General features: G+C 65.8%; 11 protein-coding genes. 10 read left to right on the forward strand and 1 reads right to left on the reverse strand.

Annotated features, from left to right (window positions below):
- The first annotated feature begins 206 nt into the window (after positions 1-206).
- From ABX298_RS23110 to ABX298_RS23125, 4 genes are read left to right on the forward strand one after another with little or no spacing between them, the layout of a single operon-like run.
- Positions 207-1,523: an MFS transporter gene (locus tag ABX298_RS23110; protein ID WP_075045142.1), complete on the forward strand. Its 1,317-nt coding sequence runs from the start codon at positions 207-209 to the stop codon at positions 1,521-1,523.
- Positions 1,520-2,173 (forward strand): DsbA family protein, encoded by a 654-nt coding sequence (locus ABX298_RS23115; protein WP_075045143.1) that lies wholly within the window; start codon positions 1,520-1,522, stop codon positions 2,171-2,173. Before ABX298_RS23110 ends, ABX298_RS23115 begins: the two co-directional genes overlap by 4 nt.
- Positions 2,170-2,496: a Rieske 2Fe-2S domain-containing protein gene (locus tag ABX298_RS23120; RefSeq protein ID WP_075045144.1), complete on the forward strand. Its 327-nt coding sequence runs from the start codon at positions 2,170-2,172 to the stop codon at positions 2,494-2,496. Before ABX298_RS23115 ends, ABX298_RS23120 begins: the two co-directional genes overlap by 4 nt.
- Positions 2,493-3,503 (forward strand): YeiH family protein, encoded by a 1,011-nt coding sequence (locus tag ABX298_RS23125; RefSeq protein ID WP_075045145.1) that lies wholly within the window; start codon positions 2,493-2,495, stop codon positions 3,501-3,503. The genes ABX298_RS23120 and ABX298_RS23125 overlap by 4 nt, the downstream gene beginning before the upstream one ends.
- A gap of 152 nt (positions 3,504-3,655) precedes the next feature.
- Here ABX298_RS23125 and ABX298_RS23130 read toward each other — a convergent pair whose 3' ends face one another.
- Positions 3,656-4,714, reverse strand: a complete 1,059-nt coding sequence (locus tag ABX298_RS23130) for an AraC family transcriptional regulator (protein ID WP_075045146.1) — start codon at positions 4,712-4,714, stop codon at positions 3,656-3,658.
- 207 nt (positions 4,715-4,921) lie between these two features.
- On the opposite strand from ABX298_RS23130, the gene ABX298_RS23135 reads away from it, so the two are divergent.
- The 6 genes from ABX298_RS23135 to ABX298_RS23160 all read left to right on the forward strand — a co-directional run bounded on the left by ABX298_RS23135 (position 4,922) and on the right by ABX298_RS23160 (position 14,265).
- Positions 4,922-5,500, forward strand: a complete 579-nt coding sequence (locus ABX298_RS23135; RefSeq protein WP_367393698.1) for an RBBP9/YdeN family alpha/beta hydrolase — start codon at positions 4,922-4,924, stop codon at positions 5,498-5,500.
- A 74-nt stretch (positions 5,501-5,574) separates the two neighbouring features.
- Positions 5,575-7,530: a DUF1302 domain-containing protein gene (locus tag ABX298_RS23140; protein WP_085616459.1), complete on the forward strand. Its 1,956-nt coding sequence runs from the start codon at positions 5,575-5,577 to the stop codon at positions 7,528-7,530.
- Between the two features lie 38 nt (positions 7,531-7,568).
- A complete protein-coding gene (locus tag ABX298_RS23145; protein WP_317409972.1) occupies positions 7,569-8,927 on the forward strand; it encodes a DUF1329 domain-containing protein in 1,359 nt (452 codons plus the stop codon).
- A gap of 21 nt (positions 8,928-8,948) precedes the next feature.
- On the forward strand, positions 8,949-9,944 hold the full coding sequence (locus ABX298_RS23150) for a WD40/YVTN/BNR-like repeat-containing protein (RefSeq protein ID WP_367393699.1): 996 nt from the start codon (positions 8,949-8,951) through the stop codon (positions 9,942-9,944).
- A 15-nt stretch (positions 9,945-9,959) separates the two neighbouring features.
- On the forward strand, positions 9,960-12,494 hold the full coding sequence (locus ABX298_RS23155) for an RND family transporter (RefSeq protein WP_367393700.1): 2,535 nt from the start codon (positions 9,960-9,962) through the stop codon (positions 12,492-12,494).
- Positions 12,487-14,265, forward strand: a complete 1,779-nt coding sequence (locus tag ABX298_RS23160; protein WP_286101835.1) for an acyl-CoA dehydrogenase C-terminal domain-containing protein — start codon at positions 12,487-12,489, stop codon at positions 14,263-14,265. The genes ABX298_RS23155 and ABX298_RS23160 overlap by 8 nt, the downstream gene beginning before the upstream one ends.
- Positions 14,266-14,274 lie beyond the last annotated feature (9 nt).

Raw genomic sequence — 14,274 nt, forward strand, 5'->3', positions numbered from 1 at the left:
ACGGTCCTGATGCTTTTTGTGGGAGCGGCCTTGTGTCGCGAAAGGGCTGCGGAGCAGCCCCAGCAATTACTGCTCTGTCGCTGATTTCTGGGGCTGCTCCGCAGCCCTTTCGCGACACAAGGCCGCTCCCACAGCGACCGAGCAAGGTTTTGCAGTAGTTCATAACAACAAGAACAACCTCACGCCCTACACCCCAAGGAGGCAACATGGCCACCTATCTCGCCAGTGCCGAAGATTCCGGCACCGACACCGCCCACAGCGTCCCCCGGCGCTATGCCTGGGTGGTCTTCGCCCTGACCTTTGGGCTGTTGATCTCCGACTACATGTCGCGCCAGGTGCTCAACGCGGTGTTCCCGCTGCTCAAGGGCGAATGGGCGTTGAGCGACAGCCAGCTCGGCCTGCTCAGCGGTATCGTCGCGCTGATGGTCGGCCTGCTGACCTTCCCGCTGTCGCTGCTGGCCGACCGCTTCGGCCGGGTGCGCAGCCTGGTGCTGATGGCAGTACTGTGGAGCCTGGCCACCCTCGGCTGCGCCCTGGCGGAAAACTACCCGCAAATGTTCGTCGCGCGGTTTCTGGTGGGGGTGGGCGAGGCTGCCTACGGCAGTGTCGGCATCGCCGTGGTGGTCGCCGTGTTCCCCCGTGACATGCGCTCGACCCTGGCCGGCGCGTTCATGGCCGGTGGCATGTTCGGCTCGGTGCTGGGCATGGCCCTGGGCGGTGTACTGGCCCAGCACCTGGGCTGGCGCTGGGCATTCGCCGGCATGGCGCTGTTCGGCCTGGTGCTGGCGATGTTGTACCCGCTGATCGTCAAGGAGGCGCGTATTGCGCCTAAATGCGCGCAGCAGTCGCAAGGCAAGGCCGGCCGCCCGCTGCGCACCCTGTACAGCAGCCGTTCGGTCATCGCGGCCTACGTCGGCAGCGGGCTGCAGCTGTTCGTCGGCGGCACCGTGATCGTGTGGATGCCCAGCTACCTGAACCGCTATTACGCCATGGGCACCGACCGCGCCGGGGCTATTGCGGCAGTCATCGTGCTGTGCAGCGGCATCGGCATGATCCTCTGCGCCATGCTCTGTGACCGCCTCGGGCGGCAGCGCCCGGACCGCAAGATCAGCCTGGCCATCGCCTACTGCCTGGGCAGCTGCGCGTTGTTGTCCCTCGCTTTCGCGCTGCCAGCCGGCACCGCCCAACTGGTGCTGATCTGCCTGGGCATGATGATCGCCGCCGGCACCAACGGCCCGTCCAGTGCCATGGTCGCCAACCTCACCCACGCCTCGGTGCACGGCACCGCGTTTGCCACCCTGACCCTGGCCAACAACCTGTTGGGCCTGGCCACCGGGCCGCTGATCACCGGGCGCGTTTCCGACCTGATCGGCCTGCATGCCGCCTTCCAGCTGGTGCCGCTGATGAGCATCGGCGCGGCGGCGGTGTTTTTCCTTGCCAAACGTCATTACCACCGCGATATGGACCGTCTGCATGCACCGGCACACGACGCCGCCGACGCACCCCGGGAGTTGAAACCGTGAAACAGCTGTTGTCCGTTGAAGTGTTCTTCGATTTCGTCTGCCCGTGGTGCCTGATTGGCCAGCGGCACCTGCAGGCCGCCCTGTTGCTGTTGCAGCGCGAACAGCCGCAAGTGCAGGTACTACTGCAATGGCGAGGTGTGCAGTTGTTGCCTGGCTTGCCAGCCGCTGGCGTGCCGTTCCATGCCTTCTATCTGCAACGCCTGGGCAGCGAGGAGGCGGTACGCGAGCGCCAGGCCCAGGTGCGCGCCGCTGCCCGTGTGGTAGGCGAGGACATCGACTTCTCGCGTATTCGCCGCATGCCCAACACCGGCAATGCCCATCGGCTGCTGCAGCGGGCTGCCCAGTTGCTCGAAGCAGCGCAACTGGAAGCCTTGCTGGCGCAGCTGTTCATCGCCTATTTCCACCAGGGCCGCGATCTGGGGGATAGCCGCACCTTGCTCGACATCGCCCAATGTTGCGGGCTGGATACCGCGCAGGTGGTCGACTGCCTGCGTGACGACGGCAGCCCGTTCCTCGATGGGGCCGGGCGCGCTGGCAGTGCCGTGCCGCGCTTCCGTTTCAATCAGGGGCCGCTCGTTGCGGGTGCGCAGCCTGCCGAGGTGCTGTATGCGGCCATGACCGAAGCGCTGCAAGAGGTTGAGAAGGCATGACCCGGCGCATTGCATTGGCCCCCCATCAGGTGCCGGAACGTGACGGCCGTGTGCTGTTGGCCTGCGAAGGGCGCAGCGTGGCGCTGTTCAACGTTGCCGACTCGCTCTATGCCATCGAAGACAGCTGCCCGCACCAGGGCGCGTCGTTGTGCGGCGGGCGGCTGGAAGGCCGTGTCATCCAGTGCTGCGCGCATGGCCTGCGCTTCGACCTGGCCAGCGGCTACCTGGTCAATTCCAGGGCATTGAAGGTTGCCAGCTACCCGGTCGAGCAGCAGGGCGAGCAGGTCTACATCGTGTTTGACAGTGAGGAGGCGGGGCAATGAATACACTGGCACTTGGCGCTACCCATCAGCGTATCCGCACCCTCGCCCCGGGGGTGGTGGTCAGCCTTGTCGTCGGCGCGGCCGCCAGTTTCCTCGGTGAGCATTACGCGGCCCCGGTCATGCTGTTTGCCTTGCTATTGGGGATGGCGCTGAACTTTCTCGCGGTCGACGGCCCCTGCAAGGCCGGTATCGAGTTCACCGCCCGCACGGTACTGCGCCTGGGCGTGGCGCTGCTTGGCATGCGCATCACCCTGGACCAGATCGCCAGCCTGGGCTGGAAGCCCGTGGCCCTGGTCGTGACCTTGGTGGTGGTGACCATCCTGGTCTCGGTGGTGGTGGCCAAGGTGCTGGGGTTTTCACGGCTGTTCGGCATGCTTACCGGCGGTGCCACGGCCATTTGCGGTGCCTCGGCGGCGCTGGCGCTGGCAGCTGCCTTGCCGCAGCACCCGCGCAAGGAGCATGCAACGCTGTTCACCGTGATCGGCGTGTCGGCGCTATCGACCCTGGCGATGATCCTCTACCCGATGATTGCCCAGTGGCTGCACCTGTCCCCAGCGCAGGCCGGGGTCTTCCTCGGTGCGACCATCCACGATGTGGCGCAGGTGGTGGGGGCGGGCTACAGCATGTCTACCGAGACCGGCGATATCGCCACGGTGGTCAAGCTGATGCGGGTGGCCATGCTGTTGCCGGTCATTGTCTGCGCAGCCATGATCACCCGGCGCCAGGGCCTCGAGGCAGGCGGGCAGCGGCCACCCTTGCTGCCATGGTTCGCGGTCGGCTTCCTGCTGCTGGCGTGCGTCAACAGCACAGGCTGGGTACCCGCCACAGTGCAAGGCGGTATCAACGACCTGTCGCGTGGCTGCCTGGTGGTGGCGATCAGTGCCCTGGGCATGAAAACCCAACTCAAGGCGCTGGCCTCGGTCGGGCTGAAACCCATTGCGTTGATGGTGGGGGAGAGCGTGTTTCTTGTGCTTTTGGTGCTGGCGTTGATGCACTGGGGCCTTTAGAAAGTGACCGTGGGTGACAACACTCCGCGGCGCCTGCTTCGCGGGCATGCCCGCTCCCACAGGGCCCGCGCTGGGTCGAGGGTTTGTACCATACCTGTTCTGGCCTCATCGCCGGCAAGCCAGCTCCCACAGGGATAGCGCATGGCTTGAGGTCAATACGGTCGAGGTGGGAGCTGGCTTGCCGGCGATGGGCTGCATGGCAGCCCCAATGGGCCAGCCCGCTGTGCCCGCCAACTGGCCGGCGGCATGCCGAACTGGGCGATGAACCAGCGGGTGAACGAACTGGGCATCGAATAACCCAGCATGTCGGCGATACGCCCCAGCGAATAGCCGGGGTTCTCCAGGTAGCGCATCACCAGGTCACGGCGCACGCTGTTGATCAGGTCCTTGAAGGTCAACCCGCTTTCTTCCAGGCGCCGCTGCAGGGTGCGCACGTTCATGCCCTGAGTCTGTGCCACCTGCTCGATGGTGGCGCGGCCCATGGGCAGCAGCAGGTAGATGGTCTTGCGCAACTCCAGCTCCAGGGACGGCGTGCCGCCCGCCGGCAGGCTGTCCAGATAGCGCTGCGCCAGGCGCGCCATGGCCTCGTTGGCCTGCGGGCTGGCGCTGTCGAGGTCGGCGGCCGGGCAGACGATACCGTTGAACTCGCTGCCGAACACCAGCGTGCAGCCGAAAATGCGCCGGTGGGTGGCCAGGTCGGCGGGAGGCGCGTGGGTGAAGTTGGCGCTGATCGGGTGCCAATGCGCACCTAGCAGCGCCGCGCACAGGCGCATCATCACGCCGATCGCCAGCTCGGTGGCCTGGCGGCTGCAGGGCGCGCGTTCGTTGATCACCTCCTCACGGATGACCACGGTCTTGCCGGCTTCCTCGATATGAATGGCCAAGGCGTCATTGAGCAGGTGACGGTACTGCACGATTACCTGCAGCGCATCACGCAGGGTGCGTTGGTGGCTGAGCAGCAGGCTGATTTCGCCGAAGTCCGACAGTTGCCGCAACTCGGCCATGCGCAGGCCGAAACTTTCGCAACGGGTGGCGCTGGCGGAGGCTTCCAGCAAGGTGATGACGCTGGCAACCGGGATACGCCGGTTGGGGTCATCGAGCAACGCGGCGCTGAGGCCAACCTGTGCCAACAGTGCATGGGGATTGAGGCCCAGGTGTCGGGACACCTCAAGGTAATTGGTCAAGCTGGCGGCACGGACTAGGGCAGGCATCTTTGGTTGTTTTCCATGCGGTTTCTTGTTGTTGGGTATGCCGACATGCGTTTTGTGTTTTATAGCCTGCGTGTCATGAATTGAAAAGCAAAGCCCTGTCTTGGCCATTGTCATCAAATGAAAAGCCCCTGACGCCCAATGTGAAGCACCCGGTGGGTGGGCTGTTTACTGTGAACCTCAAGAGCTACACCGCACACGAGGTTCACCGTGGAAAAACTGCAAACCACTGCCACCGTGCTGATCGTCCCCGGCCTGCGCGACCATGTCGCCGAACACTGGCAGACCCTGCTCGCGGGCCGCCTGGCCAAGGTGCGCAGCGTACCGCCGCTGCAAGTCGACGGCCTGAGCTGCATGGCCCGGGTCGAGGCGATCCAGCGCGAACTGGACCAGATCGATGGTGAAGTGATCCTGGTGGCGCACAGCGCTGGCGTGCTGATGGTCGCCCACTGGGCGGCGCGCTACCGGCGGCCGATCAAGGGTGCATTGCTGGCGGCGCCGCCCGACCTGAACGCGCCATGGCCGGCCCACTACCCAAGCCCGGCCAGCCTGGCCGAGCACGGCTGGTCGCCATTGCCCCAGCAGCCGCTGCCGTTCCCCAGCATTGTCGCGGCCAGCAGCAACGACCACCTGGCCAGCTTTGCCGCAGCCAGCGCCCTGGCCCAAGGCTGGGGTAGCGAACTAGTCGCACTGGGGGCCGTCGGCCACCTCAACCCGGCCTCCGGCTTCGGCCCCTGGCCGCAGGCCGAGGCGTTCATCCAGCGACTGGACCAGCCCAACCTGCAATAGCGCATGGACGCCCCAGCCACGCTCGCGAAAGACGGGCGGCGAAAAAAACAATAACAATACGTGGAGCCATCGTAATGCCAGAACACCGCATTCACCGTGCTGTGAAACCACAGCGCTGCCTGCTCGCCTGCGCCATCGGCCTGCTCACACTGCCCGCCGCCCAGGCGTTCGAAGTCGATACCGGTAATGAAAACTGGGCCGTGCGCTTCGACAACACCGTCAAGTACAACTACGGCGTACGCACCGAAAGCGCCGACAAGCGCATGCTGGGCACGCCCAACAGCAACGACGGTGACTACAACTTCCGCAAGGCCGGCACCAACATCACCAACCGGGTCGACCTGCTGACCGAACTGGATGTGGTCTACCAGGGCAACACCGGGTTCCGCGTCAGCACCGCCAGCTGGTACGACAAGGCCTATGACAACACCGGCTCCAACAGCAACCCGTTCGTCAACGGCAACGGTGACCAGTCCGGCATCAACCCCAGCCTCAATGGCCTGCCCGGCACCGGTGTGCCGCTGGGCAGCCCGCACCTGAGCAACTACGCCCAGCGTTACTACAGCGGCCCGTCCGGTGAAGTGCTGGATGCCTTCGTGTTCTTCAGCCGTGAAGTCGGCGAGGCTTCGCAGGTCAGCGCCAAGCTGGGCCAGCACAACCTGTTCTGGGGTGAAACCCTGCTCAACCCGGTGCACTCGCTGAGCTACGGCCAGTCGGGCCTCGACCTGGCCAAGCTGGCCGCTTCGCCGGGCACCGAGGCCAAAGAGCTGTTCGTGCCGCGCAACCAGCTGTCGACCTCGTTCCTGGTCAACTCCGAACTGACCCTGGGCGCCCAGTACTTCTTCGACTGGGACGCCGCCCGCCTGCCCGAAGCCGGTACCTACTATGGCGGCTCGGACGTGGTAGGCGAGGGCGCCCAAAGCTTCCTGCTCGGCCACACCGGTACCCCGGGGCTGATCCCGGTGCGCGGCGCGCTGACCACCATCCGCCGTGGCCATGACCTTAACCCGGGCAAGAGCGGCGACTGGGGCATCATGGCCAAGTGGTCGCCCGAGTGGCTGGGCGGCACCCTCGGCTTCTACTACCGCAAGACCTCCGAGATCCTTCCGCAGGCCTGGCTCGACGCGCGCGGCATGACCGTCGCCAACGGCCCGTTCGGCAACCCGCCGGGCAGCCGCCAAGGCGCAGTCGGCAACCTGTACAACTCGCTGCAAAGCACTACCTACCAGTTCGCCTACTCCGACGACATCGACATCTATGGCCTGAGCCTGTCCAAGGATGTGGGTGGCATCAGTGTCGGCAGTGACCTCAACATTCGCCACAACATGCCGCTGGCGAGCATCCCGGCAATCGTCAGCGCCCCCGGCCAGGGTGGCCTGGGCGGCGGCTTCGGCCTGCTGCCGGCACGCCTGCCCAGCAGCGGGGTGATCTACGACGTGCCCAAGGATGGCGACGGCCTGAGCGCCACCGGCGACACCCTGCACTGGACCTTGAACGGCCTGATGACCATTGGCGACACGCCGCTGTTCGATTCGGCAACCCTGCTTGGCGAGCTGTTCTACAGCAACCTGCTCAAGCTCGATAGCCACAACGAGGCCTTGTACAAGGGCAAGAGCAGCTACCGCGGCATCGACAAGGCCACCCGCGACAACTGGGGCATCGCCGTCAACTTCACCCCTACCTGGTACCAGGTGCTGCCGGGCATGGACCTGAGCATGCCGCTGTCGGTCAACGTCGGCCTCGACGGCGTGTCGCCGGTGCAGGGCGGTGGCGCCGAGAACACCGGCAACTATGCGGTGGGCGTGAGCGCCGCGATCTACAACCAGTACTTCGTCGACCTCAAGTACGTCGACAGTTTCGGTGAGACCAAGGCCTGCAAGGACGGCCAGACCGACGGCAGCACCCCCAACGCCCTGGACGGCGAACAGGATTACACCTGCTACGGCGGCGGCTACGCCTCCTTCTCCGGCGGTGGTGCCACCACCGAGGACCGTGGCGCCCTGTACCTGACCGTCAAGACGACCTTCTGAGTCATGTTTCCTACAGCCTACACAGGAAGACAACCATCATGAATTTCGTACGCACCCTGCTGGCCTCGTGCCTGTCACTGGCCGCCCTGAACGCTGCCCAGGCCGCCGTTTCCACTGACCAGGCCGCGCGCCTGGGCACCAGCCTGACCGTCATCGGCGCGGAAAAGGCCGGCAACGCCGATGGCTCGATCCCGGCCTACCAGGGCGGCCTGCTGACGCCACCAGCCAGCTACCAGAGCGGCGCCAGCATGCGCCCCGACCCGTTCGCCAGCGACAAGCCGCTGCTGGTCATCGATGGCAAGAACGCCGAGCAGTACAAGGGCCAACTGACCGCCACCACCCTGGAACTGCTCAAGCGCTACCCCAGCTACCGCGTCGATGTGTACCCGACCCACCGTAGCGTGGCGCTGCCGCAAGCGGTACTCGACAACACCCGCAAGAACGCCACTGCCGCCAACAGCAAGGAGGGCGGCACTGCGGTAGACAACGTGCTGCCGGGCATCCCGTTCCCCATTCCGCAGAACGGCGCCGAGGCCATGTGGAACTTCCTGCTGCGCTATCAGGGCGTGAGCATGACTGCCAAGTACGACTCTTGGAACGTCGACGCTGCTGGCAAACCATCGCTGTCGACCACCGGCCAGGCCAATATCAGCTACCCGATCTACGAAGACATGACCAAGCCGATCGGTGCCAAGGACACCTACTACCAGATGAAGCTGGTATACACCGGGCCCGCACGCCGTGCCGGCGAAGCGATGATGCTGCGCGATGCCGCCAACCCGCTGGTGCAGCCACGCAGTGCCTGGCAGTACCTGCCGGGCCAGCGCCGGGTCAAGCTGGCGCCGAACCTGGCCTACGACACGCCCAACCCGGGCACCTCGGGTTCGGGTACCTACGATGACGTGTTCGTCTTCAACGGTGCGCTGGACCGCTACGACTGGACCCTGATCGGCAAGCAGGAAATGTACGTGCCGTACAACACCTACCAGCTGACCTACAACACCGACGTCAAGCAGGTGATCACCCCCAACCACCTGGCGCCGCAGTTCGTGCGCTGGGAGAAGCACCGGGTGTGGGTGGTGGAAGGCAAGCTCAAGGACGGTGCGCGCCATATCTACCACAAGCGCCGCTTCTACCTCGACGAAGACAGCTGGATCGCCCTGGCCTCGGACCAGTACGACGCCCGTGGCCAGCTGTACCGCGGCTCGTTCGCCTTCCTCACCCAGAGCTATGACAAGCAGACCCCGGACGCCACGCCGTTCATGATCTACGACCTGATCGGCGGCACCTACAACCTCAATGGCGTGGTCGGTGCCTACGGCGGCATCCGCTACATCGACCCGCTGTCGAAAACCCAGTGGTCGCCCGAGTCGCTGGCCGGCAACGGCATTCGCTGAACGCACGGAGCAGAGGTGGCAATGTCTGTCTTCAAACGATGCAGCGCGGTAGTTCTGGCTTTGGCCGCGCTGCAGGGCGCGGCCCAAGCTGCGCCCTTCACCGATGTGCTGGACCTGCCCGCCATGCCCAGCGCCCTGGTCGCCAGCAGCGCCTTGCGCGATGTAACCCTGGCCGGCCAGCGCCTGGTCGCGGTGGGCCCGCGCGGGCACATCCTGTACTCCGACGACCATGGCGCGCACTGGCAGCAGGCCCAGGTGCCGGTCAGCGCCGACCTTAATGCCGTGAGCTTCGCCACGCCCGAGCTGGGCTGGGCTGTTGGCCACGATGGCGTGGTGCTGCACAGCCGTGATGGCGGCGTGCACTGGCAGAAGCAGCTGGATGGCCGGGCGCTGGCCGAACAACTGCCGGGCACGGGTAGCGACAATGCCTTGCTCGACGTGTGGTTCAGCGATGCCCGCAATGGCTATGCGGTCGGCGTGTTCAACCTGCTGTTGCGCACCGTTGACGGCGGCGAGCACTGGCAGCCGTGGCTCGACCACAGCGATAACCCGCAAGGCCTGCACCTGACCAGCCTGGCCGCGGTGGGTGACGAGCTGTACATCACCGGCGAGCAAGGCCTGTTGCTGAAGCAGGACGGTGAGCGCTTCAGCCGTGTCGAGACACCCTACGCCGGCACACTGTTCGGTGCTGTCGGCAAGCCTGGCGTACTGCTGGTCTACGGCCTGCGTGGGCATGCCTACCGCAGCACCGATGGCGGCCGGCAATGGCAACCGGTCAGCACGGGTGTGAACACCAGCCTCACCGCCGCCGGTGTCGACCGTGACGGCCAGCTGTGGCTGGCCAGCCAGGCTGGCGACCTGCTGCTCAGCCGGGATGATGGCGCAAGCTTCAGCCCGGTGCCGCAAAGCGCCCGTGGCCCGGTGACCGCGCTCGCCACCGATACCGGCAACGGCCTGGTACTGGTGGGCGAGCGGGGCGTGCGCAACCAGGCCGGTAACCCCACGCTGCACCCATAACAAGAGAAGACCCTGATGGCCGCTACCCGCCAAGACACCCTGCCGGTAATCCGCAACCTCGACGATTTCGACCCACGCTCGGGCAATTGCCTGGAGCGCCTGGTGTTCAACCATCGCCTGCCGTTCCTGCTGTGCATGCTGCTGGCGACCCTGGTGCTGGGCTACATGGCGCTGACCCGCCTGGAGCTGCGCCCCAGTTTCGACAAGATGCTGCCGCAGAGCCACCCCTACATCCAGAACTACCTGGAAAACCGCCCATCACTGCGTGGCCTGGGCAACGCGGTGCGGGTGGTGGTGGAGAACACCCAGGGCGACATCTTCGACCCGGGCTACCTGCAGACCCTGCGCCACATCAACGACGAGCTGTTCCTCAGCCAGGGCGTGGACCGGGCCTGGGTGAAGTCGCTGTGGAGCCCGGCGGTGCGCTGGACCGAGGTGACCGAGGAGGGCTTCCAGGGTGGCCCGGTGATGCCCGACGGCTACCAGGGCGCTGCGGGTGACATCGAGCAGCTGCGGCAGAACATCGAGCGCGCCAGCATCGTCGGCAGCCTGGTGGCGCGCGACTTCAAGTCGAGCATGCTGGTCGTGCCGCTGCTCGACCAGGATTCGGCCACCGGCAAAGGCCTCGACTACCACGCCTTCTCGCAGAAGCTCGAACAACTGCGCAGCCAGTATCAGGCCAGCGGCCAGTACCGCATCCATGTGATCGGCTTCGCCAAGCTGATGGGCGACCTGATCGACGGGCTGATCCAGGTGATGGCGTTCTTCGCCCTGGCGGTGCTGACCAGCCTGCTGATCATCTACTGCTACACCCGTTGCGTGCGCAGCACCCTGCTGGTGGTGCTGTGTTCGCTGACCGCGGTGGTGTGGCAGCTGGGCATCGTCGCCTGGCTGGGCTACGCCATCGACCCGTATTCGATCCTGGTGCCATTCCTGATCTTTGCCATCGGCGTGTCCCACGCGGCGCAGAAAATGAATGGCATCCTCCAGGACATCGGCCGTGGCACCCACCGTCAGGTAGCAGCGCGCTATACCTTCCGCCGCCTGTTCGTGGCCGGGGTGACTGCGTTGCTGGCCGATGCGGTGGGCTTTGCCGTGCTGATGCTGATCGACATCCCGGTGATCCAGGACCTGGCCATCACCGCCAGCATCGGCGTGGCGGTGCTGATCTTCACCTCGTTGCTGCTGATGCCGGTGGCGCTGTCTTATGTTGGCGTGGGCCGCAGGGCCGCTGAACGAGCCCTGGCTATCGATGCGCGCTGGGGCCTTCGCGGGCACGCCCGCTCCCACAGGGACGGCGCGATACCTGTGGGAGCGGGCATGCCCGCGAAGGGCTGCAACGCAGCCCCAATCAACCCATGGAGCCTGCTCGACCGCTTCACCGAACGTAAATGGGCCAGCGCCGCACTGCTGGTGGCCCTGGCCCTGGGCGCCCTCGGCATCTGGGGCAGCCTGCAACTGAAAATCGGCGACCTCGACAGCGGTGCCCCCGAGCTGCGCGCCGATTCCCGCTACAACCTCGACAACGCCTACATCACCCAGCACTACGCGCTGTCCAGCGATACCTTCGCGGTCATGGTCAAGACCGCTCCGGAAGGCTGCCTGCAATACCAGACACTGGTCCTTGCCGACCGCCTGGCCTGGGAGCTGCAGCAATTGCCGGGTGTGCAGACCACCGTGTCGCTGGCCAACGCAGTGCGCCAGATCACCGCCGGCACCTACGAAGGCAACCCGCGCCTGAACAGCCTGCAGCGCAACCAGGACGTGCTCAACTACGCTGCCCAGCAGGCCTCGGTCAATGCCCCCGAGCTGTTCAACAACGACTGCTCGCTGATGCCGGTAATCGCCTACCTCAAGGACCATCGCGCCGACACCCTGGCCCAGGTGGCCGCCGTGGCCGAGCGTTTTGCCCAGGCCAACAGCAGCGCCGAACAGCAGTTCCTGCTGGCCGCCGGCAGCGCCGGTATCGAGGCTGCCACCAACGTGGTGGTCCGCGAGGCCAACCACCGCATGCTTTTGCTGGTGTACCTGGCGGTCACGCTGTTCTGCCTGTTCACCTTCCGTAGCTGGCGCGCCACGCTGGTGGCGATCCTGCCGCTGATGCTCACTTCGGTGCTGTGCGAGGCGCTGATGGTAGCCATGGGCATTGGCGTCAAGGTCGCCACCTTGCCGGTGATCGCCCTGGGCGTAGGCATCGGCGTGGACTACGCGCTGTACCTGCTCAGCGTGCAACTGCACTACCAGCGCGCCGGGTTGAGCCTGGCCCAGGCCTACCAGAAAGCCGTGGCCTTCACCGGCCGGGTGGTCGGGCTGGTCGGCATCACCCTGGCCGCCGGCGTGGTCGGCTGGGCCTGGTCGCCGATCAAGTTCCAGGCCGACATGGGCCTGCTGCTGACCTTCATGTTCCTGTGGAACATGCTCGGTGCGCTGGTGTTGATCCCTGCGTTGTCGCATTTCCTCCTGCGTGGCCAGGCCGCCCCGGCGCCTGCCGAGGCCCAGGCCACGTCGCTTCCGCAAACCCAAGAAACCGAGTGTTCGCCTCATGTCTGATTACCTTCCGCCACTGCGCGACATGGATTTTCTGTTCAACGAAGTGTTCGACATCCCGGCCTGGTGGGCGCAAACGCCCGCGCTGGCCGAGCAGGTCGATGGCGATACTGCCCGGGCCGTGCTCGAACAGGCCGGCCGGCTGATTGCCGAGGTGGTGGCGCCGCTCAACCGCAGTGGCGACGAGCAGGGCTGCCGCTGGGAGGCCGGCCAGGTACACACCCCCGATGGCTTCGCCGATGCCTACCGGGCATTTGCCGCGGATGGCTGGGTGGGTGTGGCCGGTGCCCCGGAATATGGAGGCATGGGCATGCCGAAAGTGATCGGTGCCCAGCTCGAAGAAATGCTCAATGCCGCCAACCTGTCGTTCGGCCTGTACCCGATGCTGACCGCCGGAGCCTGCCTGGCGCTGCTCAACCATGCCAGCGAGCCGTTGAAGGCGCTATACCTGCCGCCCATGTACCAAGGGCGCTGGACCGGTTCGATGTGCCTGACCGAGCCGCACGCTGGCACCGACCTGGGCCTGATTCGCACCCGCGCCGTGCCGGTTGCCGATGGCCGCTATCGCATCAGCGGGACCAAGATCTTCATCACTGGCGGTGAGCAGGACCTGACCGAGAACATCATCCACCTGGTGCTGGCGCGGCTGCCGGATGCGCCCGCCGGGCCCAAGGGCATCTCGCTGTTCCTGGTGCCCAAGGTGCTGGTTGACGCCGACGGCGTGCTGGGCGAGGCCAATACGGTGAGTTGCGGGTCGATCGAGCACAAGATGGGCATCAAGGCCTCGGCCACCTGTGTGATGAACTTCGACGGTGCAATCGGCTACCTGGTCGGCGAGCCGAACAAGGGCCTCAACGCGATGTTCACCATGATGAACTACGAGCGCCTTGGCGTAGGTATCCAGGGCTTGGCCCTGGGCGAACGCTCCTACCAGGGCGCCATCGCCTACGCCCGTGATCGCCAGCAGGGCCGTGCGCCGACCGGTGCCGAAGCGCCGGGGCAAGGTGCTGACCCGATCGTCGTCCACCCGGACGTGCGGCGTATGCTGCTGACCATGAAAGCGCTGAACGAAGGCGGGCGGGCCTTCTCTACCTATGTGGCACTGCAGCTGGACCTGGCCAAATACAGCGAGGCCCCGGTCGCACGCGCCCAGGCCGAGGCCAGGGTGGCGTTGCTCACACCGGTGGCCAAGGCCTTCCTCACCGACATGGGGCTGGAAACCACCGTGCACGGGCAGCAGGTGCTGGGCGGCCATGGCTATATCCGCGAGTGGGGCCAGGAGCAGTTGATCCGCGACTGCCGTATCACCCAGATCTACGAAGGCACCAACGGCATCCAGGCCCTCGACCTGGTGGGGCGCAAACTGTTTGCCGATGGCGGCCAGGCCTATCGCAGCGTGTCCGACGAAATTACCGCCTTTGCCGAGACGCTGCCCGCGGCGTGCGCCGAGTTCGGCGCGCCGCTGCTGGCTGCCGTGCGCAACCTCGACGAGCTGACCGCCTGGGTGCTCGACCGCGCCCAGGGCAACCCGCGCGAGCTTGGCGCGGCGGCGGTGGAGTACCTGCAGGTGTTTGGCTACACCTTCTACGCCTACCTGTGGGCACGCATGGCCGTGGTATGCCAGTGTCATGCGGCCCCCGAGCCGTTCCACCTGAGCAAGCTGGGCACCGCGCGGTTCTACTTTGCCCGCCTGCTGCCACGCATTCATTCGCTGAGCGCCAGCGTCAGGGCCGGTAGCGACAGCCTGTACCTGCTCGAGGCCGGGCAACTGTGAAGGCCGCCG

It is taken from the genome of Pseudomonas sp. X4 (assembly GCF_040784925.1).
Lineage (GTDB): Bacteria > Pseudomonadota > Gammaproteobacteria > Pseudomonadales > Pseudomonadaceae > Aquipseudomonas > Aquipseudomonas putida_Z.

Coding starts and splice junctions, on each gene's coding strand:
- ABX298_RS23125 (WP_075045145.1), top strand. CDS start 2,493: ATGAATACACTGGCACTTGGCGCTACCCATCAGCGTATCCGCACCCTC.
- ABX298_RS23110 (WP_075045142.1), top strand. CDS start 207: ATGGCCACCTATCTCGCCAGTGCCGAAGATTCCGGCACCGACACCGCC.
- ABX298_RS23130 (WP_075045146.1), bottom strand. CDS start 4,714: ATGCCTGCCCTAGTCCGTGCCGCCAGCTTGACCAATTACCTTGAGGTG.
- ABX298_RS23140 (WP_085616459.1), top strand. CDS start 5,575: ATGCCAGAACACCGCATTCACCGTGCTGTGAAACCACAGCGCTGCCTG.
- ABX298_RS23150 (WP_367393699.1), top strand. CDS start 8,949: ATGTCTGTCTTCAAACGATGCAGCGCGGTAGTTCTGGCTTTGGCCGCG.
- ABX298_RS23120 (WP_075045144.1), top strand. CDS start 2,170: ATGACCCGGCGCATTGCATTGGCCCCCCATCAGGTGCCGGAACGTGAC.
- ABX298_RS23160 (WP_286101835.1), top strand. CDS start 12,487: ATGTCTGATTACCTTCCGCCACTGCGCGACATGGATTTTCTGTTCAAC.
- ABX298_RS23155 (WP_367393700.1), top strand. CDS start 9,960: ATGGCCGCTACCCGCCAAGACACCCTGCCGGTAATCCGCAACCTCGAC.
- ABX298_RS23145 (WP_317409972.1), top strand. CDS start 7,569: ATGAATTTCGTACGCACCCTGCTGGCCTCGTGCCTGTCACTGGCCGCC.